Raw genomic sequence first — 24,781 nt, forward strand, 5'->3', positions numbered from 1 at the left:
AAAATTATGTTGATTACAGGTATACTTATAGTAAGAAACAGGGAATGACTGCATAAACAGGCATTTCTAAAAAAAATCGATTTCAAGCAGTCAGAATGTATATGAAATACGATATAATTGATGAAATATAGTGCATATAAATTCGCACATATAAATAAAGGAGCGATTTTGTTGACTGAACTCGAGAAAAAAGAACCTGTATCCATTGTGAAAGATAATAATGTAGAAGTAGTAGTTGATACAGTTATAAAAGATGAAGAATTAGAGGAACTAAATAAAGAAGCTGATCTTTATGTACAAAAGTTAAATAGCGAGCAAAATACAGATTTATCAAAAGTATTGTCTCAGCTAGGAGATTTAGGGGATAAAGAGCAACAGGCAGCAGGACAAACGTTATCAGCTTTAAAACGCCCTGTAACAGCGATGATGAATGGGAAAAATGAAGAAATTCCAAATACATTGTTAGAATTACGAAAAGTGGTATCAGAGCTTGATCCCAATTCACTTAAAGCAAGTGGTATGAAGAAAATAATGTTTAAAGTATTCAAGAAAAATCCACTTGAAACATACGTGCATAAATACCAATCTATAGATAAACAAATCGAGGAAATCATTAGATCCCTTCTAATTGGCCGTGATAACTTACAAGAGGATACAGTGGGTCTTGAAATGTTAAAAGAACAATCGCACGATAAAATTCATGCGCTTGATAAACAAGTATACTTAGGGAAAAAGCTTGCTGGCATGCTTGAAGCTGAGAAACAAAACCCAGAGCGTCAAAGAGATATTCCATTAATTAACGATGCGTTAGAAAAGATACTTGTACGTACACGTAATATGCAGCAAGCGAAAAGTGTTTTATTACAATCTATCGCATCTGTAGACATTATTAAGAAAAATAATGAAAAGTTAACAGAGGCAATTCGTAATGCAATTACGATGACGCAAAACGTTGTAACGGTTTCAGCTGCTATTCAGTTAGCGTTAACAAATCAACGGAAAACAATCGATGCAGTGAATGCGACAAATGAAGCAATTGAATCGATGGTATTAAGTAATTCTCAAGCGTTAAAACAAAATACAGAAGAAACGACAAAATTGCTTGAAAACCCTGCTATTAGCATGGATAAATTACGTGAATCATTCCAAAATGTGTTCGCTGCAATTGAAGCATCTGAAAAATCGTCAGAACGTATTATCGAGTCAAGTAAGAAGTTCGTTATTGAACTAGACACATTTAATGATGAGATGAAGCAGAAACTCATTCAGCGTCCAAGGAAATAACGGATTATTAGAGGAGGTGAACAAATGAGTTTCATTCAAACAGTATTATTACTACTCGGTACATTGCTTTTAATAGCATTTACTGTCGTTGTTTTAGTCGTATATTTCGGACGGAAGCTGTATTTTTCATGGACGAAGCCATATAAAAGAGCGCAAGATTCTTTAGACAAGTTATCAAACAAATCAATACCGTTTCTACAAGAATTTACACAACATCCACTGTTTTATCGCTGGATTCGCACTGAAGGAAAGAAAGAACAAAATACATTAAATACTCTATTTTGTGCATCAGGTCAACGTACGAGAGAACAAGTCTTCTCGATGTTACCGAAAGAAAAGCAGAAAAAAGTGCATGTAATGGCAAAAACTACGAAAAAGCTTACGAATGAAGATATTGATGTAGCTGCGATGAAAGTGAAAGATTTCTTAAGACAAGAGACACAGCAAACTGTAAAACCGACAGACTTATCATTTTACAAATTGTATTTTTATGACCGTTATCCAGACGCATTAAATACAATTCAAGCGTATAAACGCTCAATAAATCCTTCATTACAAAGAACGGTTGATGATATTACAATTTCAGTATTGAATGCACTTCCGTACTATCAAGAGCAACGCATGTTTGAACAACAACATAAACTTGAAACGTTCTTAATGAAAGATTTAACGGCCATGTTATCGTTGGTAGTACAATTACCACCTTCACAAAGACCAGAGAAAGAAGAAGAACTGAAAATCTACTTGGAAAATTTCCAAAAAGAAATGGAAGTAGTAGAGCGAGATATTCGCGACTCAATTGATCACGATTTAAATGTGAAGATGAGAGCAGCGACTGAGAAGTTTAAGAATAAATAACAAAAAGCGCCTTAAAAGCTAAGTATCACAGCTTTAGGGCGCTTTTTGTTATGAGATTTTATTTTGCACTAACGGTAGTATGACTAGAAGCCATACTTTCATTATGCAATCGATCAACTGCAGTTACGACATACGTATACGTTTCTCCAGAAATAGCGGTTTTATCTACATAAATTTCTCCAAGTTTTGTTTTTCTTACAGTAGTAAGTAAATTTTTGGGATTTTGTATATCCACTTCATTTTTCCCATTCACGCGGTAAATAGCGTAATAAGCAGAATCATTATCTCTATTGTCAATGATACCGATTGCAATACCTTCATCTCTTGGAATGGCGCCTTTTAAAGTCGGCTGTTTTGGTGGATCATGATCAAGCCAAGGCATAGGCGGGATTAATGCAGGATGTTTATATATGTTTTTTGAAAGTCTATCTTTAACTCCGAGTGGATTGTTATTAATATCTTTTAAGCTAAAATGCATACTACCTTTTATATCAGGATATAGCCGGTTTAATGCAATTTGTTTTGGATATTCTTCTGGATCAGACCAAGCAGGGACGGAGTTATTATTAATTTTATAGGCCGCTTGACCGATGTATAGGTGAAGCGGTTTGTTATTTGTTTCTTTAACCCACCAATCTACTAATATGTCATATGCAGCTGGGGTGAAACCTATATTCCAATATATTTGCGGTGTAATGTAGTCAATATATCCTTTTTGTATCCACTCACGTGTGTCAGCATAAAGGTCATCATAGTTTCTTTGGCCTGCGGTTGTGTTAGAGCCAGTGGGATCGTCAGCTATATTTCGCCATACGCCGAACGGACTAATGCCAAACTTTACATATGATTTTTCTTGTTTTATAGCAGTATTTAAATCTTTTACAAGTTCATTTACATTATTACGTCGCCAATCTTCTATATTTGTAAATCTACCATTATTATATGTTTCGTATGTTTTCTGATCTGGAAATTCTTCACCGGCTACTTTATATGGGTAAAAATAATCATCCATATGCAGCGCATCAATATCGTAATTTTGTACGATTTCTAAAGCGCCTTCTGTTATAAATTTTTTCACTTCCGGAATACCGGGATTGTAATATAACTTTCCGCCATAAGTGACAACCCAATCGGGATGTTGCCTTGCAGGGTGATTATTTGATAATCGATTTATATCGGTGTGATTCATCGTTATTCGGTATGGGTTAATCCAAGCGTGGAATTCTATATTTCTTTTATGAGTTTCTTCAATCATAAATGCGAGCGGGTCATAACCAGGATCTTTTCCTTGTGTTCCTGTAATGTATTCAGACCAAGGACCGTAATTTGAAGGATAGAAAGCATCAGCGGTTGGTTTAATTTGTACAACAACTGCATTCATACCAGTGCTTTTTACATCGTCTAATAATCTTATAAATTCTTGTTTCTGTTTTTCAATGGGTAAGCCAGTTTTTGAGGGCCAATCAATATTCAGAACAGATGCAATCCATACAGCACGTAATTCATGTTTTTTGTACGTAGTATTTACTTCAGCATAAGTAAAGTGAGGGGGAATGAAAGAGAAAGGGATGAACAAGATGACGATACAACATATCATTAATAAACGTTTAACGATCATTTATACGCCTCCCTATCATATGATTATTTAAAATAATATATGAGGCGAGGTTGACTTTGCAATAGAGAAAATTGCATATTGAAACATTAATTTAATAGGAAAAATATTTTTAATGAAATTTACTTTCATTATAACTAAATTCATTTACTACTTCATATGCTTGTTAGTAAAGTGAAACTTCCTTTCATTTGAAGGGTAATAAATTATAAGTATAGGAGGATTAATAAATGAAAGTTTTGTTCGTCTGTTCTGGAGGAATGTCCAGTGCAATTGTTGTAAACGCTTTAAAAAAAGAAGCGGAGAAAAATGGTGTGAACATGGAAGTGCATGCAATTGGAACGAATGAGGTAGAGGAAGAAGTAAAGAATGGCTGGGATGTCGTAATGGTGGCACCTCAAATAAGACACCGATTTGACTCTGTAAAAAAATTTGCAGAGGAGGAATCTATTCCGTGTGGCATCATACCGCCGCAAGCATACACACCGCTTGGTGGCCCGACTTTATTAAAAATTGTAAATGAATTAATAAGTTAGGGGGAAACGTTATGAATAAGTTTGTCACGTTTCTTGATAAAAACTTATCTGGACCGATGGCAAGGCTTTCTGAGCAGAGACATTTACAAGCAATCCGTGATGGAGTTATTTCGGCGTTACCATTTATTATAGTAGGAAGCTTCTTTTTAATAGTAGCATTTCCACCACTGCCGAAAGATAGTTTCATATCAGTTTGGGCATTAAAGAATCAAACAAGTATATTGATACCATATCGTTTAACCATGTTTATTATGTCCTTATATATCGCATTTGGAATAGGATATAATTTAGCGAAAAGTTATAAATTAGATGCTTTATCAGGAGCACAGCTCGCGGTATGTTCACTACTTTTAACATTAACGCCTGAGTTAATTGATAAAAAAGGATTCATGCTTCCGATGACAAATCTCGGAGGTCATGGATTATTTGTGACGATGATTGTTTCTATTTTATCCGTAGAGATTTTAAGATTTTGTAAGAAGAAAAATGTAATGATTAAAATGCCAGAACAAGTACCGCCATCTGTATCGCGTTCATTTGAAGCACTTATACCTGCAGCATTCGTTATTATTATAATGAGTCTAGTAACTGTCGTTTTTAGCATTGATTTACACCATGTTGTTGATAAATTAGCAGCACCATTAGTAAAAGCTGGGGATAGTTACTTCGGTGTAATGATTCCAGTGTTTTTAATTACGTTTTTTTGGTCATTCGGAATCCATGGTGTGTCGGTTGTTGGAACTGTTGCTCGGCCATTATGGGAAGTATACCTAGGGAAAAATGGTGAAGCAGTTGCTAGTGGAGCAGATCAGTTGCCATTTATTTCACCAGAGCCGTTATATCAATGGTTTATATGGATTGGCGGTTCTGGTGCGACGTTAGGGCTTGTATTAGCTATGATTGTATTTGGTCGATCGAAATATTCGAAAGCATTATCAAGAACTTGTATTGTTCCGGGTATTTTTAATATTAATGAACCAGTCATATTCGGATTACCGATTGTACTAAATCCAATTTTAATTATCCCATTTATCATTACACCACTTGTAACAGCAACTGTTGCATATTCAGCAACTGCGATGGGATTTGTAACACCAACGCATATTATGCCGCCATGGACACTACCTGCTCCAATTGGTGCATATTTAGCAACAGGTGGAGATTGGCGTGCGATTGTATTAGTTTTTATAAATATAGCAATATCGTTCCTTATTTATTTACCATTCTTTAAAATGTACGACAAAAATATGCTTGAAATTGAAAAAAATGGTGACGGGGAATCTGTTAATCCTTAATCTGCACGCTGTTATTTTGAGTGATAGACTTTTTGTCTATCACTTCTTTCACATTAAAACTAGAAAGGGGGAAATAGAATGAATATAAAATTTAGTTATAAAGGCGTATTTTTATTATTATTTGGAGTGATTTGTGCAAATTTACTTTTTGTCCCTTTATTAGGCATGCTAAATCTATCACAAATGCATAGTATCTGGCTTGTTACAAGTATTGCGGCAAGCGTTTTGCTTACGGTAGTTGTTTCTTTCATTGATGGATCGTTTGCATCGAAAGCTCAGTTGTTTTTTAGATTTATATTGTTTTCGATTGGTTGTACGTTCGTTACTTACATGATTGTTTTTTAGTAAATAGGAGGTCATGCACGTTATGTATATTGCAGGGATAATGTCTGGTACTTCATTAGATGGAATAGATGTAGCGCTCGTTCATATAGAAGGAAGTGGTGTAGATTCTAAAATCGAACTCATCCATTTTACTACTGTTCTATTTTGTAATGATATGAAAAATGAGATCCAACAAGCGTTATCAATTGAAACTTCGAATGTCCAACTTATATGTAGTTTAAATTTTAAACTTGGTTTATGCTTCGCCAATGCTGTAAAGGAAGTTTGTAAAGAGGCCAATTTTCCTTTGAGACAATTAGATTTAATAGGCTCTCACGGACAAACGATTTATCATCAGCCAAAGCAAGAAGGGAATATTATTTCTTCAACATTGCAAATTGGGGAACCAGCAGTAATAGCATATGAAACGAACACGACGGTTATCTCGAATTTCCGAACGATGGACATGGCGGCAGGGGGACAAGGTGCACCACTTGTACCATATTCAGAGATTATTTTATATCGGCATCAAACTAAAAATAGACTACTACAAAATATTGGTGGGATTGGTAATGTTACAGTGGTTCCAAGTAAACGAAGTAAAGAGAGTGTTATTGCTTTCGATACTGGACCAGGCAACATGGTAATCGATGAAGTATGTCAAAGATTATTTCATGTACCATATGATCAAAATGGTTGGATTGCAAAGCAGGGGGTAGTTGTAGATGAAATTTTAACATACTGTATGAACCATCCATTTTTGAACATGAAACCACCAAAAACAACAGGTAGAGAACAGTTTGGAGAAGCGTTTGTGACTGAATTATTGAATCGATTTAAAAAGCATAGTAAAGAAAATATATTGGCAACTGTCACGATGTTTACAGCATGTTCAATTGTTCATCATTATAAGGCGTTTATTTTGCCGTATTATGAAATTGATGAGGTGATTTTAGGTGGTGGTGGAAGTTATAATAATACACTTGTTGAAATGTTACGGAATGGATTAAGAGAAGAGAAATGTAGCATATGTATACAAGAAGATATTGGTCATTCTTCAGCAGCGAAAGAAGCAATTGCATTTGCTATTTTAGCAAACGAAACGTATCATCGTAATCCGAGTAATGTGCCGAGCGCAACAGGTGCTAAGAATTCCGTAATTTTAGGGAATATAACATTCCCTCCATACGCAGATGAAAATGAGGCGAACATATGAAGTATATGATTGGAGTAGATGGCGGGGGAACGAAGACCGAGACAATTGCATTTGATAAAGACGGAAATGAACTTGTAAGAGCTACCAGTGGTTTTGGAAACATATTAATAGATTTTGAAGAAGCTCTTGTGCATATTATGGAAGCAATTAATCAATGCCAGAAGAGTTTAATAAATGGGCATTGCGTTTGTGTTTGTTTAGGATTAGCTGGTATAAGCGGAGCGAATACAAATGAATTAACATTACATTTAAAAAAGAAATACGGAACAAAAATTGAAATTTTTAATGATGCAATGATCGCACATGCAGCTGCTTTAAAAGGTAAGGATGGAATATTAACTATAGGTGGTACAGGTGCAATTTGTATAGGAATGAAAGGAGAAGTATATCAGTATAGCGGTGGATGGGGACATATTTTAGGAGATGAGGGGAGCGGATATTGGATTGCATTACAAGCTTTAAAGAAAATGGCAATTCAGTTCGATCAAGGAATCAGTCTTTGTCCATTGAGTTTGAATATTCAAAGGCAGTTTCAACTTTTGACACCGTCTCATATAAAAAGCTTAGTATATACTTCTTCTAAAGATAAAATTGCAGCAATCGCCCCATTAGTTATTCAGGAAGCGAGAGATGGCAATGATGATGCGCATGAAATTATGATGCAAGCTGGAAAGGAATTAGCAAGGATTACAGTAAATGTTTATAACAAGTTGAACTTTAAGCACTCAACGCCAATTGCAGCAAGTGGCAGTATATTGCGTTTAGTTCCTGAAATATTTGCTGTATTTAAGAAATGCTGTGAAGAAAGTATGAAAGAAATTACATTCGTATCACAAGCAGAAATGGCAGTGAAAGGAACATATTATTTAATGAGGGATATATATTTTTAAAAATAGGTATGAGAATTTTTGTATGATTTGTAAAAATATGATGTTAAAATGTATAAAGGGATGTATGTTAAAAACGTACAATATACGTAGTAATTGAATATTGTATATGTATTCCCATGTAGAAAGTGAATGATTACATGATTAATAGTATGCAGTTTTTATATTTGGTGGCTTCTTATTTAATTGGAAACATATTGACCGCTTATATAGTAACAAAATTGAGACATAACGTTGATATTAGGGATGAAGGAAGCGGAAATCCTGGCGCAAGAAATATGGGGCGCGTATATGGAAAAGGGTATTTCATCGCTACATTTTTAGGTGATGCAATTAAAGGGGCAATCGTTGTTGCTGTAGCAAAATATCTTTTTGAAGATCCTACATTCGTAATGTTAACATTATTGGCCGTTATTATTGGACATATTTATCCAGTTTTATTTAAAGGCAAGGGCGGTAAAGGTATTTCAACATTTATAGGAGGACTAATCGCATTTGATTATTTGATAGCGCTTACCCTCTTAGGCATTTTTATTGTATTTTATTTAATATTTAAAGGGTTTACGAAGCCAGGACTAATTACGATTGCTTGTTTACCAATTTGTATGATTCTTTATTCTTATTCTATTGTTACCACTATATTAAGTGGAATAATTATTGTACTTATTCTATATGTAAATCGAGAATAAAATGAGTGTTTAATAAGTGGGGATAATCTCCACTTATCATTTTTTATTAAATAGATAAAGGAGATAAGGCATGGGGTTAATTTATAAAGTTGCTGATCAAGATTGGGAATTTGAAAGTATACATAAATTGAATTATAAAACTTTTGTAGAAGAGATACCACAACATGAAGAAACGAAAGAACGGTTTCGTATAGATCGGTTTCATAAAGAAAATACATATTTAATTTGTTTAGATGAGGATAGATTAGTAGGTATGGTCGCAGTGCGGGGAAAACGACCATTCTCGTTAGATTATAAAATTTCAAATTTAGATATTTATTTGCAAGAGCATGGAGAAAAAGTGTATGAAATTCGTTTACTTTCAGTAGAACGTGAATATAGAAATGGAAGAGCGTTGTTAGGATTAATTCGTTTTCTACATCGTTATTTGCTTCTAAATGGATATGAATTAGCACTCATTTCTGCAACAACACGTGAACTAGCTTTATATGAGCAAATGGGATTCAAATTTTTCCATACGTTAGTTGGTACAGAAGAAGCAGCCTTCCAGCCAATGTATGTTACCCCTGCTATGTTTGAAGAGTCGAGTGTTGGGGGGATTATGACGAAAGAATATACGTTTTTACCTGGTCCAGTAGATATTGAAGAGAACGTTCGAAAGGCATTTTCTACGCGACCTATTTCCCATCGCTCTAAGTCATTTCAAGTGATGATGGACAATGTGAAAAAACGGTTACTTCACATGACAAAAGCAAAACATGTACAGCTTATGTTAGGAACAGGGACGTTAGCAAATGATGCGATTGCTTTACAGTTACGTTCTTTAAAAGGGAAAGGACTAGTATTAACAAATGGGGAATTTGGTAATAGATTAGTTGGACATGCAAAACGAGCACGGTTACATTTTGATACTTATAAAAAGGAAATGGGAGATCCATTTATTTATACCGAATTAGAAGAAATTATGACAACTGGAAATTATGAATGGATTTGGTTTGTTCATCATGAAACATCTACTGGAATGTTAAACGATTTAAACGAGCTAAATACTCTTTGTAACGAGAATCAAATGAAACTGTGTGTAGATTGCATAAGCTCAATTGGAGCAATACCATTAGACTTGAAGGATGTGTATTTTGCAAGTGGTGTTAGCGGTAAAGCGATTAAATCATATACAGGAATTTCTTTCGTTTTTCATAACCACATTGTAAAAATAAACGAGGCTGTGCCGGCCTATATGGACATTGGCATGTATGAAGAAAATGAAAGTATTCCATACTCACAATCATGGAATTTAATTTATGCATTGCAAGAAGCGTTGAAGAGATTTGAAGATGAAAAGGTATTTGTAAAAATTAAAGAGACATACGAGTATATTGAAGAAGTTATTACTGATATGGGGTTAAAGCTTGTTTCACCTAAAGAACATGCCGCGAAAATTATATTTACAATTCAAATAAGCGAAGGTCAGTCTTCTAAAACGGTAGGTGATGCGTTAGCTTTACAAGGATATATTGTCCATTATGAATCAGCGTATTTACAAAAGAATAACTGGATCCAAATTGCATGCCTGAATCATTATAAAGAACGTGATATGAAGAGGATGTTAAATTGTTTGCAAATGTGTTTATTTCAGAGTGGGGTACATATATAAAGACTTTTTCTTTTCGTATAAAGGAGCTACGACTTACGAAAACTTAGGAATAGAACATTGGAAGAGGTGTAAGTATGATAACTAGAAAACTCCCATTACATATAGACGATATTAAAAAAGCTCACAAGATTCTAGATAGAAATGCTCGTAAAACGCCATTAGTAAAATCTTTTTACTTGACTAGTAAAACGGGCGGAGAAATTCATTTGAAATTAGAAAATATGCAGTTAACGGGTTCTTTTAAATTCCGTGGCGCATTTAATAAAATGTCGCGGCTCACGGATCAAGAAAAAGAAAAAGGTGTAATTGCATGTTCAGCAGGTAATCATGCGCAAGGAGTTGCATTATCAGCGCATTTACTTGGTATTAAGAGTAAAATTGTTATGCCAATTTCTGCACCTCAGGCGAAAGTGGAAGCAACTAAAGGATATGGATCTGAAGTGATTTTACATGGTGAAACCTTTGATGATGCAAAGGCAAAATGTGAAGAAATTATAAGGGAAACAGGTGAGACATACTTACATCCATATGATGATGTAGAGGTAATGGCTGGGCAAGGTACAATTGGATTAGACATTCTGGATGATATGTGGGATGTTGATACTGTCATTGTACCAATCGGTGGAGGCGGAATTATTTCTGGTATTTCTGTAGCATTGAAATCTTTTAATCCATCCATTAATATAATTGGTGTCCAAGCAGATAATGTTCATGGAATGAAGGCATCTTACGATAAAGGAGCAATCGTAGAACACTATGAGGCGCCTACTATTGCAGATGGTTGCGCAGTTAAAATACCAGGTGAATTAACATTTGAAATTGTAAAAGAATTAGTAGATGATATTGTAACTGTATCAGAAAAAGAGCTGGAAGTAGCGATGAAAGATTTATTACAACGTGGGAAAGCTGTTGTAGAAGGTGCAGGTGCATTAGCAACTGCTGCACTTCTTGCAGGAAAAGTTGATAGTTATATAAAAGGGAAAAAAGTAGTGGCTGTTATATCTGGTGGGAACGTGGACTTACAGCGCATATCAAGTGTATGTGAGCACTTTTTTGTCGCTAATGAAGTGAAATAGTTTTATGAAAGAAGAGCTAAGAGAAATGATCTTAGCTCTTACTTTTTGTCTACCGTTTACTGTAAGTAGAAATAAACTTGCAAAATTTGCTGTTTAAAAATTATTTTATTTAAGCGCCTATTTTTACACATATCTTTAATGTTATAATAATTATTTCAATATTGTCGAAACGTAAGCAGAAATTTAATATAATAGTTTTAATGTGCTAATGAGCGGTGAGGAGGGTAGGGCATGAATAAAGAAGAACAGGTCATGAACGGTTTCAGGGAATTATATAATAAGCTGGTTTGGCTTAATAAAGATAAGATGGAAGAGGGTCTTAAAGGTTTTAAGTCTTCTGAAGTCCACTGCATTGAATATATTGAAAACAATGCAGATTCTAACGTGACACAACTCGCAGAGGCTTTTTATGTGACTCGCGGTGCTATAAGTAGAATGACTAAGAAGCTCATACAAAAAGGCCTTGTTGAAAGCTACCAAAAGTCAGAAAATAAGAAAGAAATTTATTTTAGGCTTACCGAACAAGGGAAAGAAATTTATAAAATCCATGAAAATCTGCACAAAGAGTTTCAAGAGCGAGATAAAGCTGTATTTGAACAAGTAACTGAAGAAGAATTCAACAGTATAATTAGCTTTGTGGAAAAGTATAGTAGACATTTGGATGCGGAAATAAAGAAACAAGGTATACATATTAAATCGTAATATATTTTAATAATAAAGTGAAACTTTAATCAGTGGGGGTTTTCTTCATCTCCACTGATTATCGGCCCTCACCAATCGGGCTTTTACGGGCAGCCTTACTCTAATGAGAATAGGCTGCTTTTTTATCATGTTATTTTTGTTGACTAATCAACAAAATGGAGTTATCATTTTGTTGACACAGCAACAAAATGTTTTGAGGAGAGAAGTTAAATGTCTATATTTAGATCACAAAATGAAAGGGAAACTGAAAAAAACATAGATAAACATGCTTTACTATTCGGACTTATTTCTGTATTTCTTTGTGGTATAGGTTTCAGTATCATCATGCCTGTAGTTCCATTCTTAGTACAGCCATATATAAGTAATTCAGAAGAACAAGCATTAGTTGTTACACTACTAACTTCCGTATATGCGGCTTGCGTGTTTTTTGCTACCCCAGTACTCGGAGTTTTAAGCGATAAATATGGGCGTCGTCCATTACTTTTAATATGCTTATTTGGTTCTGCAATTGGGTACTTAGTTTTTGGTATAGGAGGAGCTTTATGGGTACTATTTGCTGGACGCATAATAGAAGGAATAACAGGCGGGAGCATAAGTACTATCTTCGCATATTTTGCAGACATTATTCCAAAAGAGCAGAGAACGAAATACTTTGGATGGGTGAGTGCAGTTGTAGGTGCGGGAACTATCATTGGCCCAACCCTTGGAGGATTACTTGCTAAGTTTGGTGCTACTGTACCTTTGTATTTTGGAGCAATCATAACTTTATTAAATGTTGTATATGGGATGAAATATATGCCAGAGAGCCTTGACAAAAATAATAGATTGAAAGAGATTACTTTTGTAAGGTTGAATCCTTTTGCACAGCTAGCAAACATACTTTCCATGAAAAATTTAAAATGGTTACTTGTCTCGGCGTTTTTACTTTGGATACCTAACGGATCTTTACAAGCAATTTTTACACAATTTACAATGGATACTTTCAGTTGGAAACCTGCATTAATCGGACTTATGTTTTCAATTTTGGGCTTTCAAGACATTGTTTCACAAAGTTTTATCATGCCAAAGCTTTTGATCAAGCTTAGTGATAAACAAATAGCAATTCTTGGGATGGTTTCGGAGATTATAGGATACAGTTTTATTGCGGCATCAGCTTTGTTTTCACTCTATCCACTACTTATCGCTGGGATGCTGATGTATGGTTTTGGGGATTCAATTTTCGGACCTTCATTCAACGGGATGCTTTCAAAGTCTGTCAGTTCTAGTGAACAAGGAAGGATTCAAGGTGGAAGCCAATCTATTCAAGCTTTAGCAAGAATGATTGGTCCTATTCTTGGAGGACAAATCTATGTATCACTTGGTCATGCCGCACCTGCTTTTATGGGTATGATTCTTATAGTAGCGGCAATAGCAGTTTTATATAAGGGAACGCATGAAACTGTATAACAGATAGATATAAGAATAAATAAAAGGGAGTCAGAACTTAGGAACAAGTGCTGATTCCCTATTTGTTTACGGTTTGAGAGCTAAGAGAAAAGCTTTTGATTAGGAATTTATTCTGCTATGCTCTCATGGTGAAGAGTAATATTCAGTGAGGTGGAACTATCATTAATTACAGTTAGCTTTATTTGAAAGTAAAAAGGTAGGTAAATGACTAGATAGTTTCATTATGCTTGTGCTGAAGTAAATAATGACTCCATCTTTATTTTGCTCTTTTCTCGAATTTCAGCATCTGCGTGTCTCATAACGTATTTATGCGCTACAGCGATTGCTAAAACATCATCTAATAAGCCAATCCCAATAATAGCAGCTATATCTGGAATGAAATCGATTGTTAATACGTAATAAGATAAAGCGGCTAATATTATGAATTTCGCTTTAGTAGGTAATTCTTTCTTTTTCATTGTGTAGAATAAAATAATACTTTCATATACGCTAGATTTACCGAGGTTTACAGAGCTTTTTTTGAACTTTTTCCAAAGTGTCTGTTTCTCCATATAAACACTCCTTTTACAAAACATAGATTTTTTAAAAGGATGGACAAAGAAGTGAAAGATTAATCAATTTTATTGTTTTTCTTATTATATATTTCCATAAAAATAAGGGATTACCTGTTCAAAATAATATAATGTGGATTATACAATGATTCACATTGTTCCGTTACATAGTATATATATTGTAAGATGTATGTGGATGATTTAGTTATTATTATGCATTTTATAAGCGGTATGGGGGAAGAAAAATGAAAATAATAGAACTACCAATTGAATTCGAATTTAACGGGCAAAAACAATGTGTTTATCCAAGTTTAATTATAGTACATAATGAATTAACATTAGTCGATACAGGATATACAAGTTTTTTACCTTTAATTGAAAATGCAATATTAAAACATGGATATGAGATGAAAAACTTAAAAAATATAATTATTACTCATTATGATGATGACCATATAGGGTCTGTATACGATTTTAAAGTGAAATATCCTCACATTAATGTTATTGCTAGTGAAATTGAATCTAACTATATTAGTGGTGATATAAAATCAGAGAGGTTAGTTCAAGCTGAAGAAATGTTAGAACGTATGCCAAATGAAGAAAAAGAATTTGGTAAATGGTTTATACAACAGTTAAAAAATATAAAACATATTTCCGTCGATGAAAAAGTGCATGATGGTCAAATGATTTTGAATAATGAATGTCAAATAGTAGCGACGCCAGGACATACTTCGGGGCATATTTCATTATATTTTCCGAATTTAGACTGTGTAATTACGGGAGATGCGGCTGTTCAAGAGAATCGTGAGTTAGTAATAGCTAATCCGAATTTTTGTTTGGATATAGAAAAAGCGAAACAGTCTTTAAATAGGATTAAAAGTTTTAAAGCAGCACAGTATTATTGCTATCATGGAGGAAAGCTTACTGTATAAAATAATAAAAAAACGATCTTTCCTATATCGAAAAGATCGTTTTTTTAATTCATAGATTCTGCAATTTTAATTAAATCCTTTACGTTATGTTTTCCTTGTATATAGCGTTTGTTACCAATTGCAATTGTATATTGAAAACCATTCTTCTGAAAGATAAGTTCATATGCTGAATCAAAATGAGGATTATATAATGCGTTCATATTATTTTTTAAACTGTAGAACTTAGCTCCCCTATGTACATAGAAGCCTAATTTATTTTGAACTGGTGAAACAGTGATTTTTAAAATCCCATTAATATCTTCATTGTAGTATTGGAGGTTTAAGTAATCGTTATAGATGTACCCTTGAAATTCGTGAATTTCGAATGGGAATTTTGTAGGAGTAAGTATATGTTCCTTACAATTCATTTCATATTCTTTTACAATGGAAACATTAATAAAATCCGAGAAAAAGCAAAAAGAATTTGTTCATCTAGTACACGATGAATATAAAAAAAGAAGATAAGAATTTTTTTATTTTTCATATTTGGCGAAACAAATGGTACAATGAAAGCTAATGTGAAAAATAAGGAAAAGAAGTGGTCTATTTGAAAAACTTTTTAGAATTAGGAATTAGTGAAACTTTTAATCATACATTACGTGAAAATGGAATTACAGAAGCAACACCAATTCAAGAGAAGGCAATTCCAGTTATTCTGTCAGGTAAAGATATTATTGGGCAGGCGAAAACAGGAACGGGTAAAACGTTAGCATTCGTGTTACCGATTTTAGAAAAAATCGATCCAGAGTCTAGTGATGTTCAGGCCTTAATTGTTGCACCAACAAGGGAACTAGCTCTGCAAATTACAACTGAAATTAAAAAAATGCTTGTTCAAAGAGAAGATATTAATGTACTAGCGATTTATGGTGGGCAAGATGTAGCACAACAATTGAGAAAATTAAAAGGTAATACACATATTGTTGTTGCAACACCAGGACGATTATTAGATCATATACGACGTGAAACAATTGATTTAAGTAATCTTTCAACGATTGTACTAGATGAAGCGGATCAAATGCTTTATTTTGGTTTCTTATATGATATTGAAGATATTTTAGATGAGACACCAGGTAGTAAACAAACGATGTTATTCTCAGCAACGATGCCAAAAGATATTAAAAAATTGGCGAAGCGTTATATGGATGAGCCGCAAATGATTCAAGTACAAAGTGAAGAAGTAACGGTAGATACAATTGAGCAGCGTGTCATTGAGACGACAGATCGTGCAAAGCCAGATGCACTTCGTTTTGTTATGGATCGTGATCAGCCATTTTTAGCTGTTATTTTCTGTCGTACAAAGGTTAGAGCAAGTAAGCTTTATGATAATTTAAAAGGACTAGGTTATAATTGTGCTGAACTTCATGGTGATATACCTCAAGCGAAACGTGAAAGAGTTATGAAGAGTTTCCGCGAAGCTAAAATTCAGTACTTAATCGCAACGGATGTAGCAGCTCGTGGACTTGATGTAGATGGTGTAACGCACGTATTTAACTATGATATCCCTGAAGATGTAGAAAGTTACATTCATCGCATTGGCCGAACAGGACGTGCAGGTGGATCAGGTCTTGCAATTACGTTCGTTGCAGCGAAAGATGAAAAACATTTAGAAGAAATTGAAAAAACGCTTGGTGCACCAATACAAAGAGAAATAATCGAACAACCGAAGATAAAACGTGTAGATGAAAATGGAAAACCGGTACCAAAGCCGGCTCCGAAGAAATCAGGTCAAAATCGTCAAAGAGATAGCCACGAAGGTTCAAGAAGTGAATCAAGACGTGATTCGAGAAATAGCTCAAGAAGTGATTCAAGAAATAGTTCGAGAAATAGTTCTAGAAATGAAAATAACCGATCATTTAATAAGCCAAGTAATAAAAAAGGTAGTACAAAGCAAGGTCAGCAAAGACGTGGCCGTTAAATAGTTATAATTGTAAAAGAGTCGCAAAATATTGTGGCTCTTTTTTTGTTTGTATACAACAAGGATGATGGCAAGAAAAAACAAAAATTTCATTCACCGAATTTGAAATTTATAAAGGAAATTTTATAGTCCAAAACCAGTAGAGCAAGGGTATTACTACCATGTCGCAATTCAAGAACAAGTGCAACTTATGCATAAAAAATATTTAAGCGGAAAAATCGAGAGAAAGCAATTTGTAATATATTCAAACGGTACGGGAATGTTATGCAGTAGCAAAAGAGAACGGAACTTATTATGTCTATTATTTCGGCAGAACACTTTGGTTGAAAGAAAAGGTATTAAAGTGAGCGAGTATTTTCATTACACGTTCCGCAATTATCGAAAGGGGACAAGAGAAGTTTATGAAGAATTTAACTCGTATTGGGGTACGATCGTTGGAAACTGGAAAAATAATTTGTTCTTTTTGTTCGATGGGGAACTCAAGAGGCACAACTGCCATCCTTATTAGTAAATTGCTTACTATGATGATGAAGGTAATGAAGAATGAAGTTACCAGAAGGGACAGCATGCGAAATAAGAAAAAAGGACTAGCAGTCGTACCTGCCGTCCTTTAATAGGAGAAAAAGTAATCTTGTTTAGAACTACGCATAAACAGAAAATCTGCTTGTAATTAGTTTTACCCTAAATATACGTGTCTATACAAAAAAGGGATAAGTAAAAAATACTTATCCCCGGAAGGGAAATCCCAAGCACCAAAATGGCTCGTATTGGTCTGCAGGTTCAAAAGTAGTATATGTAAAACGAAAAATCTCATACAAAAAGCAGACAACGATTTTGGTTGTCTGCCAGTGAGTTCAATGAGTTAGCTAATTGTGATAATTTGCATCCCCATTGCGAGAAGAGTGAAGCTGCTAGTTCAAACAGCTTGTTGGTATTATTTTCGATTTCTTAAAAAATATACAGAGAAAGCAGATAAGTGAAGAACCTACCTGCTTTTGCTGTAACAAAAGAAAGAGGTATTAGCCGTGGAAACGGCGGCTTGAAAATAGTATGTATTTTTGTTTGAAAAATATTCAAGAGGTGAAGAAACATGGAATGTTTAAAAGGTGTTTGTGAAATTAATCAGCTAATTAGTAAAACAAAATAGTTATTTGGGAGAAAGGGAAAATGAATATGAGATGAATTGAAGCTGTTGAAGAATTATTTGAAGTGATGAAAGAATACTTTTGGAAGGGAACATCTTTAAAGGGTGAAGCTAATGATTTTAATATTGTATCTTGGCTAATTGAAGAAGCGATCCGTAAAACAAAATAAAGATTTCATTTTGTAGCAATGGGGAATAGATATGTGTACTTATTGGGGGAAAGTAGATAGGGCAAGAACCGGAACAAAATAAAAGAGCGGCTAGCAAAAGCTAACTGCTCAATACAAGGAGATACAGAGAAGACTACTTTAAATGAATGTTGGCATACAGCCTACATACAGTATTGACCGAATATTTATTTTAAATTCAATTTATTTAAAGTAAACATCCCAACAGATAAAATGGTTGCGCCTGCTACAGAACCTAGCCAGTCTCTCCAGCCTAATGTATTTAAAGATGCATCTGTTAAATCCGTAATTAAGAAGATAGCAAACATTAATACACCAAATGCTAAGCATCCCCAAAATGTTTGCAAATATTTAATCATCTTCTTTCGGAACTTGCTCATATAAATCACCCTTATTAATAATTTATATTTTTATAAATAAATTATCGCATGTGCGAAAATTAAAAGTGCGAAATATGCAATATTACATATTGGAACTCAACAAAATACTCCATTGATAAATACATAGATTGAACGGAGGGGGAACCGTATCGTATGAATCAAATGTCATTTTTTGAAGTCATCGATGTAAAGGAGATGCGCTGACTTGTGGTGAAGGAGCTGAAAAACTACAAAGTATTGTGCGTCTGGATGAAGAATCGAGAAAAATAGGATCAAGCGGAGGGCATCGTTCTTTTCCTAAAATGAAAGGTGACGATAAAAAACATGAGATACGTTTTAAACAAATTGAGCGTACGTTAAAAAATAAAAATTTATAAAGGAAATAGAAAGTAGGATGTTGTATATACAATAATAGGAAACTTTTTGCAAACTAAACATATAATTTTAATAGACCGACAGTCGGTCAGGTGGGAAGGAGAACTTGAATGCGAATTGTAAAGGAGTATGAGGAGCGTAGAAAGGAAATTTTAGAAACAGCTGAGCGTTTGTTTCTTAAGAAAGGTTATACGAAAACAACCGTAAATGACATTTTAAAAGAAATAGGTATAGCAAAGGGGACGTTTTATCATTATTTTAAGTCGAAAGAGGAAGTAATGGATGAAATCATTATGAGGATTATTAAAGAGGATGTCACTAAGGCGAAAAGGATTGTCTCCAATCCCGATATCCCCGTTTTAGATAAGTTATTTAAAATTTTAATGGAACAATCACCAAAATCAGGAGATGTAAAAGAAAAAATGATTGAACAATTCCATCAACCGAATAATGCAGAAATGCATCAGAAAAGTTTAGTGCAATCCATTATACATTTATCTCCTATATTAACGGAAGTTTTAGAGCAAGGAATAGAAGAAGGCATATTTTCTACTCCATACCCACAAGAAACAATTGAATTATTACTCTCTTCAGCACAAGTCATATTTGATGATGGTTTATTCCAGTGGAAACCGGAAGAAATGATAAACAGAGCTAAAGCTTATATCAAAATGATGGAAGCATCTGTCGGAGCGAAAGAGGGATCTTTTGATTATATGATGGAAGTTTTAATTAAACAGAAATAGTGATTTTCTGTTTGAGTATTATCGACCGGCAGTCGGTCTAACTAAATGAAGGATGTGATGAGGATGCCAGCAAGTATTCAATCTTCCTTGAAAGATTTTCACTTAATGGTAAGTGGTCAAATTATTACTATTTTAGGTTCAACACTATTACGTTTTGCACTGTCTTTATATGTGCTAGATATAACAGGACGTGCCGATATATTTGCAGGGTTATATGCCGTAACGAGTATCCCGTTTTTGTTAGCTCCTCTTGGCGGAGCGATAGCAGATCGTTTCAACCGCCGTAATGTAATGGTCATTTTGGATTTTATAAACGCTGCTATTGTATTAAGTTTTATAGTTTTGTTATTAACTGAATCGATATCTATTTTATTGATTGGAACAATTATGTTTTTACTAGCAGTCGTTAGTGCAATGTACGCACCAGTTGTTATGGCAAGTATTCCGCAATTAGTCCCAGAGAAAAAGTTAGAACAAGCGAACGGTATCGTAAATGGTGTGCAAGCATTATCTAATATAGTTGCACCTGTACTAGGAGGACTATTATACGGCATAATCGGTTTGAAAATGCTCGTAATAACAAGTTGTTTTGCTTTCTTTTTATCTGCGATTTTACAAATGTTTATTACAATACCATTTATAAAAAGAATACAGGAAGGCCATATCGTACCGACAATTGTAAAAGATATGAAAGAAGGTTTTCTTTGTGTTTTAAAGCAACCTTTTATTTTGAAGGCTATGTTACTTGCAGCTTTACTAAATTTAATTTTGACACCGTTATTTGTTGTCGGAGGACCTATTATATTACGAGTAACTATGCAGAGTAGCGATATGATGTATGGAATTGGAATGGGATTAATTGATTTTGCAACCATATTAGGGGCATTGTCAATCGGTTTCTTTGCTAAAAAGTTACAGATGAAAACATTATATAATTGGATGCTTATCATAGCTTTATTAGTTATACCAGTGGCACTATCAGTTACACCGTTTACTCTTAATTTAGGATACTATCCACCATTTATCCTCTTTATACTTTCTTCTCTTCTAATCGCAATGATTATGACAATTGTATCCATCTATGTGATTACTGTAGTCCAAAAGAAAACACCAAATGAAAATCTAGGAAAAGTAATGGCAATTATAACAGCGGTATCTCAATGTATGGCACCAATTGGGCAAGTCGTATATGGTTTTATGTTTGAAGGATTCAGTACGAAAATTTATTTACCTATATTAGCTATAAGTTTCATAATGATAATAATAGCGGTGGTGACGAAGAGAATATTAAGAAATGAAGGGAACTAGCTTCATATGCTTAGAGTATTAGCGAAACCCAATCCTAATCAATTCTTTATCATTTATTTCAATTACGAATCTATATTCTTTGTCTAATATCCAGTAATAAAAACTGACTGCATCAACGTCAACTAATGATTGGAATACTTTATCAAGATTTGTACTTACTACAGGGATTTCATAGTTATCCCATATTATAAAAATCTGTTCGTCAAAATCTAGTTGGTTTGCTCTAATAAGGGAAATTAGTTGTTCTTTGTTCGAAGCTATGAATTGGTTATCTATCTGTTCCCAATCTATTCTTCCCGAGACAGTTATAGGAAATGAATTCATTAAAATAATAGCAATCTGCTGGCTTTTTTCTTGGGAGAAAATGAGAGTTTCGTTTCCTAGGGATTCAAGGCATTCACTAAACAAAGGGTTTGTGTCATTGTTGTTTTTGGTTTTCAGTGCTCTTAACTTTTGTCGCAATTTCCATTGTCTTGACGATCTATCATCCATTTTTAACATTCCTTATACAATTATTTAAGAATGAGTATAGCATATAAGGGAAGTCTTTATGAAAAGGAACTTTTTAAATATAAATTAAATAAAAGCGTTATTTGAAAAAAAGCCTTTTAAGGAAAGATAAGAGGCCATCAAAAAATATAACAACATGAAAATTTTATATTATGTATATACAATTTAAAGAGTTAGTGGAAATAATAAAATGTATAAAATTCTTATAAAAAAGCCCTAGGATTAGGGGATCTAGGGCTTCCTCTGTTGGTATATCTCACACGACATTATAAAAAGAAAAGAACTTAATGAAGGTAACACATGAATGTTTCGTAAATGTATCAAAAAAGTGAACAAAAGCGTTATTTTATTAGAAAAGTATGATTGTATGAAATAACATGTATGAAAGAAGAGGCGTTAGCAAAAATATCCCTTAACGAAATCGGCTTTATTTTTCAGCAAAGTAACCTTCTTAAGTGACTCATGTTGTATAGGTAGTAGAGAAAACAGAAAGAGTTCTTTTTATGGAGGACGGAGAAGTTGTTAGTGAAATACAACTAGGCAAGTTTAGGAATGATGATTTAAAAGCGCGAGAAGAGAAATTGTTAAAATGGTTAGCTGTACTCGGATTTTAAAGACAAAAACTCCTATTGAATATAGGAGTTTTTTCTTTGTTTGAAAGTTCGAAAAGATATATAATAATTTTCTGACTATTAATTTATGGAGGGGTATTAATGAAAACTGAAACGTTACACACACAAGAAGACATTTTAAAAATGCTTGATTCATTATTAAGACCTGCAGAACCATTTTGGAATGAGTTTTATGAGAATAGAGAAAAGGATGTTCCGTTTTTTGAAAATGTTCCAGATGAGAATCTAGTTTCGTATATACAAAAAGAGAGAGTTTCAAAAGGGAAGGTATTAGAACTTGGATGTGGTCCAGGTAGAAATGCCATTTATTTAGCAACTCAAGGATTTGATGTAACAGCAGTGGATTTATCTGTAGAAGGCATTAATTGGGCTAAAGAAAGGGCATTGGCAAAAGGGGTAGCAATTCATTTTATTTGTGATTCAATTTTTAATTTAGAGGTTCAAAACGAATTTGGTTTTGTATACGATTCGGGCTGTTTGCATCACATTCCACCGCATAGAAGAATAAATTATGTGGATTTAATTAAAAACTCATTAAAATCGGGTGGTTATTTCGGATTAACATGTTTTGCGGCAGGCGATTTAGATGAGCGAAATGGATCGGAAATAACAGATTGGGATGTATATAGAGGATGGAGTCTACAAGGTGGTCTTGCATACTCGGAAGAAAAGTTAAGAGAGATATTTAAAGAATTTGAGGTAATTGAGATTAGAAGGATGAAACAAATGAAACAACCGAAAGAAATGTTTGGAGAATCATTTCTTTGGACAGCATTATTTAAGAAGAAATAATAAAGTAGATAATTGACAAACTCATCGTTTTTATAGACAATACACTTATAGGAATATACGTTCGGTTTTTGGCCGACTTATGTTTTACATAAATATATAACAAGGGGCTGTCTCCATATGAGTAACACAAATCAAAAAATTACTACGTTTTTAATGTTTGAAGGCAAAGCTGAGGAAGCAATGAATTTTTATACGTCGCTATTTGATCAATCGGAAATTGTAAGTATTTCTCGCTACGATGAAAATGGACCTGGTAAAGAGGGAACTGTAATTCATGCAACTTTTACGTTAAATGGCCAAGAGTTTATGTGTATTGATAGTTATGTAAATCATAATTTTACATTCACTCCAGCTATGTCTCTTTATGTAACTTGTGAGACAGAAGAAGAAATTGATACGGTCTTTCATAAACTAGCGCAGGATGGAGCAATTCTTATGCCTTTAGGTTCTTATCCGTTTAGTAAAAAGTTTGGCTGGTTAAATGATAAGTATGGTGTATCTTGGCAGTTAACTCTTGCTGAATAAAAAAGAAAAAGCGTAACTTATTTGTTTAATCGATTTAGTTAAAAGCTTGAAAAATGAAATAACATAAAAAAGCGTTCCAACTGTCAACAGGTTTGGAATGCTTTTTTTATGTGGAAGTGAGTTGTTTAAAAGTTAACAATTCTATAATTAGTTTAAATGAATGGAATAGATGTGTAATTTTTTGTCTTTTTAGAATTTTTTTAGTGATTTTTGCATTTATCTGTTAATGTAAATATAGACAACTATGTATGAACTATTAGGCAGGTTAATAGAAAAAGGAAAGCATTAAGCTTACACATTGAATGCAACTAGATCGTTAGGAGGACTAATCGCAATGGATACTACACAACAAAACAGTAATGCATGGGATAAGAAGGTTGAAGAAGGTTCTAGATACACGCAGCCTGTAAGTAGCGAGGTTATTGAGAAAAGCAAATCAGGTGAATGGGAAATTACAGTCACTACGGAAAAATCAGTTCCTAGAAAGTGGTTTCCAAAGTCATTAGATGGATTAAAGATACTTTGCTTAGCATCAGGTGGCGGACAACAAGCACCTGTTCTAGCTGCTGCTGGAGCAGATGTAACAGTTACTGATATATCTAAGAAGCAATTGGAACAAGATGAAAAGGTAGCAAAACGGGATGGTTTGACTTTAAAAACCGTACAAGGAGATATGTCAGACCTTGGTGACTTTGAGGATGAATATTTTGATATTGTTGTAAATCCTGTCTCTAACTTGTTTGTAAAAGATGTTCATTTTGTATGGAATGAAGTTTCTAGGGTTTTAAAGAATAAAGGTATTCTTATTGCTGGATTTACAAATCCGTTACTATGGATTTTTGATGATAACCAAGAACAAAAAGGTATTCTTGATGTTAAACATTCAATTCCTTCATCAACATTGGATTATTTACCAGAGGATGAAGTTCAAGATTACATCGATTCAAATCAAACAATAGAATATGCGCATACTTTAGAAGACCAAATCCAAGGCCAAATTGAAGCTGGTTTTGCTATAACAGGTTTTTATGAGGATGATTTTGGTGGAACAAGGATATTAGATAAGCATATTAAAACATTTATTGCGACAAAAGCTATAAAGTTAAAGATGGATTAAGAATTTTTGCTTGTCGCACGGGGCGTTAGTCGAAGAACGCTCTTA

Annotated in this window: 23 protein-coding genes and 2 pseudogenes; 20 read left to right on the forward strand and 5 right to left on the reverse strand. The window is 33.8% G+C overall.

The features are described from left to right. Positions 1-171: 171 nt before the first annotated feature. The gene (locus NST90_RS11870) at positions 172-1,284 is read left to right on the forward strand and encodes a toxic anion resistance protein (RefSeq protein WP_000137407.1); all 1,113 of its coding nucleotides are present in this window, start codon (positions 172-174) and stop codon (positions 1,282-1,284) included. Positions 1,285-1,308: 24 nt separating this feature from the next. Next, positions 1,309-2,142 (forward strand): DUF3974 domain-containing protein, encoded by an 834-nt coding sequence (locus tag NST90_RS11875; protein ID WP_000008378.1) that lies wholly within the window; start codon positions 1,309-1,311, stop codon positions 2,140-2,142. Positions 2,143-2,200: 58 nt separating this feature from the next. Here the strand turns inward: NST90_RS11875 and NST90_RS11880 are convergent, their stop codons facing one another. Further along, positions 2,201-3,760 carry a family 10 glycosylhydrolase gene (locus tag NST90_RS11880; RefSeq protein ID WP_044307163.1) on the reverse strand — a complete coding sequence of 520 codons (1,560 nt, stop codon included), beginning with the start codon at positions 3,758-3,760 and terminating at the stop codon, positions 2,201-2,203. Between the two features lie 227 nt (positions 3,761-3,987). On the opposite strand from NST90_RS11880, the gene NST90_RS11885 reads away from it, so the two are divergent. The 10 genes from NST90_RS11885 (at position 3,988) to NST90_RS11930 (ending at position 13,582) form a co-directional block, all read left to right on the forward strand. After that, positions 3,988-4,293, forward strand: a complete 306-nt coding sequence (locus NST90_RS11885) for a PTS sugar transporter subunit IIB (RefSeq protein WP_016512852.1) — start codon at positions 3,988-3,990, stop codon at positions 4,291-4,293. 11 nt (positions 4,294-4,304) lie between these two features. Continuing rightward, positions 4,305-5,588, forward strand: a complete 1,284-nt coding sequence (locus NST90_RS11890) for a PTS sugar transporter subunit IIC (protein ID WP_001032280.1) — start codon at positions 4,305-4,307, stop codon at positions 5,586-5,588. 78 nt (positions 5,589-5,666) lie between these two features. After that, complete coding sequence (locus NST90_RS11895) at positions 5,667-5,933, forward strand: hypothetical protein (RefSeq protein ID WP_001021963.1); 267 nt, start codon at positions 5,667-5,669, stop codon at positions 5,931-5,933. A 22-nt stretch (positions 5,934-5,955) separates the two neighbouring features. Continuing rightward, positions 5,956-7,128, forward strand: coding sequence for an anhydro-N-acetylmuramic acid kinase AnmK (gene anmK / locus NST90_RS11900; RefSeq protein ID WP_025709618.1), 1,173 nt, complete (start codon positions 5,956-5,958; stop codon positions 7,126-7,128). Beyond that, positions 7,125-8,018 carry a BadF/BadG/BcrA/BcrD ATPase family protein gene (locus tag NST90_RS11905; protein WP_283748173.1) on the forward strand — a complete coding sequence of 298 codons (894 nt, stop codon included), beginning with the start codon at positions 7,125-7,127 and terminating at the stop codon, positions 8,016-8,018. The genes anmK and NST90_RS11905 overlap by 4 nt, the downstream gene beginning before the upstream one ends. Positions 8,019-8,155: 137 nt before the next feature. Next, the gene (plsY, locus tag NST90_RS11910) at positions 8,156-8,704 is read left to right on the forward strand and encodes a glycerol-3-phosphate 1-O-acyltransferase PlsY (protein WP_000610870.1); all 549 of its coding nucleotides are present in this window, start codon (positions 8,156-8,158) and stop codon (positions 8,702-8,704) included. A 70-nt stretch (positions 8,705-8,774) separates the two neighbouring features. Further along, on the forward strand, positions 8,775-10,358 hold the full coding sequence (locus NST90_RS11915; RefSeq protein WP_000523059.1) for an aminotransferase class V-fold PLP-dependent enzyme: 1,584 nt from the start codon (positions 8,775-8,777) through the stop codon (positions 10,356-10,358). Between the two features lie 74 nt (positions 10,359-10,432). After that, positions 10,433-11,434: a bifunctional threonine ammonia-lyase/L-serine ammonia-lyase TdcB gene (gene tdcB, locus NST90_RS11920; protein WP_000632953.1), complete on the forward strand. Its 1,002-nt coding sequence runs from the start codon at positions 10,433-10,435 to the stop codon at positions 11,432-11,434. Positions 11,435-11,665: 231 nt separating this feature from the next. Then, the gene (locus NST90_RS11925) at positions 11,666-12,136 is read left to right on the forward strand and encodes a MarR family transcriptional regulator (RefSeq protein ID WP_001030904.1); all 471 of its coding nucleotides are present in this window, start codon (positions 11,666-11,668) and stop codon (positions 12,134-12,136) included. 210 nt (positions 12,137-12,346) lie between these two features. Beyond that, positions 12,347-13,582 (forward strand): MFS transporter, encoded by a 1,236-nt coding sequence (locus tag NST90_RS11930; protein ID WP_046392694.1) that lies wholly within the window; start codon positions 12,347-12,349, stop codon positions 13,580-13,582. 221 nt (positions 13,583-13,803) lie between these two features. Here NST90_RS11930 and NST90_RS11935 read toward each other — a convergent pair whose 3' ends face one another. Further along, the gene (locus tag NST90_RS11935; protein ID WP_000415088.1) at positions 13,804-14,133 is read right to left on the reverse strand and encodes a DUF1232 domain-containing protein; all 330 of its coding nucleotides are present in this window, start codon (positions 14,131-14,133) and stop codon (positions 13,804-13,806) included. Positions 14,134-14,378: 245 nt separating this feature from the next. Between NST90_RS11935 and NST90_RS11940 the strand changes: the two genes are divergently transcribed. Further along, entirely contained in the window at positions 14,379-15,065 is a 687-nt protein-coding gene (locus NST90_RS11940; RefSeq protein ID WP_000691172.1) for an MBL fold metallo-hydrolase, read from the forward strand. Between the two features lie 44 nt (positions 15,066-15,109). Here NST90_RS11940 and NST90_RS11945 read toward each other — a convergent pair. Beyond that, a pseudogene (locus NST90_RS11945) lies at positions 15,110-15,493 on the reverse strand (hypothetical protein); the annotation flags it as partial. Between the two features lie 149 nt (positions 15,494-15,642). Between NST90_RS11945 and NST90_RS11950 the strand changes: the two are divergent. Further along, complete coding sequence (locus NST90_RS11950) at positions 15,643-17,019, forward strand: DEAD/DEAH box helicase (RefSeq protein ID WP_283748172.1); 1,377 nt, start codon at positions 15,643-15,645, stop codon at positions 17,017-17,019. Between the two features lie 1,499 nt (positions 17,020-18,518). Here NST90_RS11950 and NST90_RS11955 read toward each other — a convergent pair. Then, complete coding sequence (locus tag NST90_RS11955) at positions 18,519-18,731, reverse strand: hypothetical protein (RefSeq protein ID WP_000033159.1); 213 nt, start codon at positions 18,729-18,731, stop codon at positions 18,519-18,521. A 485-nt stretch (positions 18,732-19,216) separates the two neighbouring features. On the opposite strand from NST90_RS11955, the gene NST90_RS11960 reads away from it, so the two are divergent. After that, on the forward strand, positions 19,217-19,852 hold the full coding sequence (locus NST90_RS11960; RefSeq protein WP_001223576.1) for a TetR/AcrR family transcriptional regulator: 636 nt from the start codon (positions 19,217-19,219) through the stop codon (positions 19,850-19,852). Positions 19,853-19,915: 63 nt separating this feature from the next. Further along, on the forward strand, positions 19,916-21,160 hold the full coding sequence (locus NST90_RS11965) for an MFS transporter (RefSeq protein WP_283748171.1): 1,245 nt from the start codon (positions 19,916-19,918) through the stop codon (positions 21,158-21,160). Between the two features lie 18 nt (positions 21,161-21,178). On the opposite strand, the gene NST90_RS11970 is transcribed toward NST90_RS11965, so the two are convergent. Next, positions 21,179-21,652, reverse strand: coding sequence for a hypothetical protein (locus NST90_RS11970; RefSeq protein WP_000342724.1), 474 nt, complete (start codon positions 21,650-21,652; stop codon positions 21,179-21,181). A gap of 387 nt (positions 21,653-22,039) precedes the next feature. Between NST90_RS11970 and NST90_RS11975 the strand changes: the two are divergent. The 4 genes and pseudogenes from NST90_RS11975 to NST90_RS11990 form a co-directional block, all read left to right on the forward strand. Beyond that, positions 22,040-22,284 (forward strand): annotated as a pseudogene (locus NST90_RS11975) (hypothetical protein); the annotation flags it as partial. A 99-nt stretch (positions 22,285-22,383) separates the two neighbouring features. After that, entirely contained in the window at positions 22,384-23,094 is a 711-nt protein-coding gene (locus tag NST90_RS11980) for a class I SAM-dependent methyltransferase (protein WP_000846302.1), read from the forward strand. A 117-nt stretch (positions 23,095-23,211) separates the two neighbouring features. Next, positions 23,212-23,619 (forward strand): VOC family protein, encoded by a 408-nt coding sequence (locus tag NST90_RS11985; protein ID WP_000072493.1) that lies wholly within the window; start codon positions 23,212-23,214, stop codon positions 23,617-23,619. Between the two features lie 334 nt (positions 23,620-23,953). Beyond that, positions 23,954-24,736 carry a class I SAM-dependent methyltransferase gene (locus NST90_RS11990; RefSeq protein ID WP_000381792.1) on the forward strand — a complete coding sequence of 261 codons (783 nt, stop codon included), beginning with the start codon at positions 23,954-23,956 and terminating at the stop codon, positions 24,734-24,736. The last annotated feature ends 45 nt before the right edge of the window (positions 24,737-24,781 follow it).

It is taken from the genome of Bacillus sp. FSL E2-8900 (assembly GCF_037966225.1).
Classification (GTDB): Bacteria; Bacillota; Bacilli; order Bacillales; family Bacillaceae_G; genus Bacillus_A; species Bacillus_A cereus.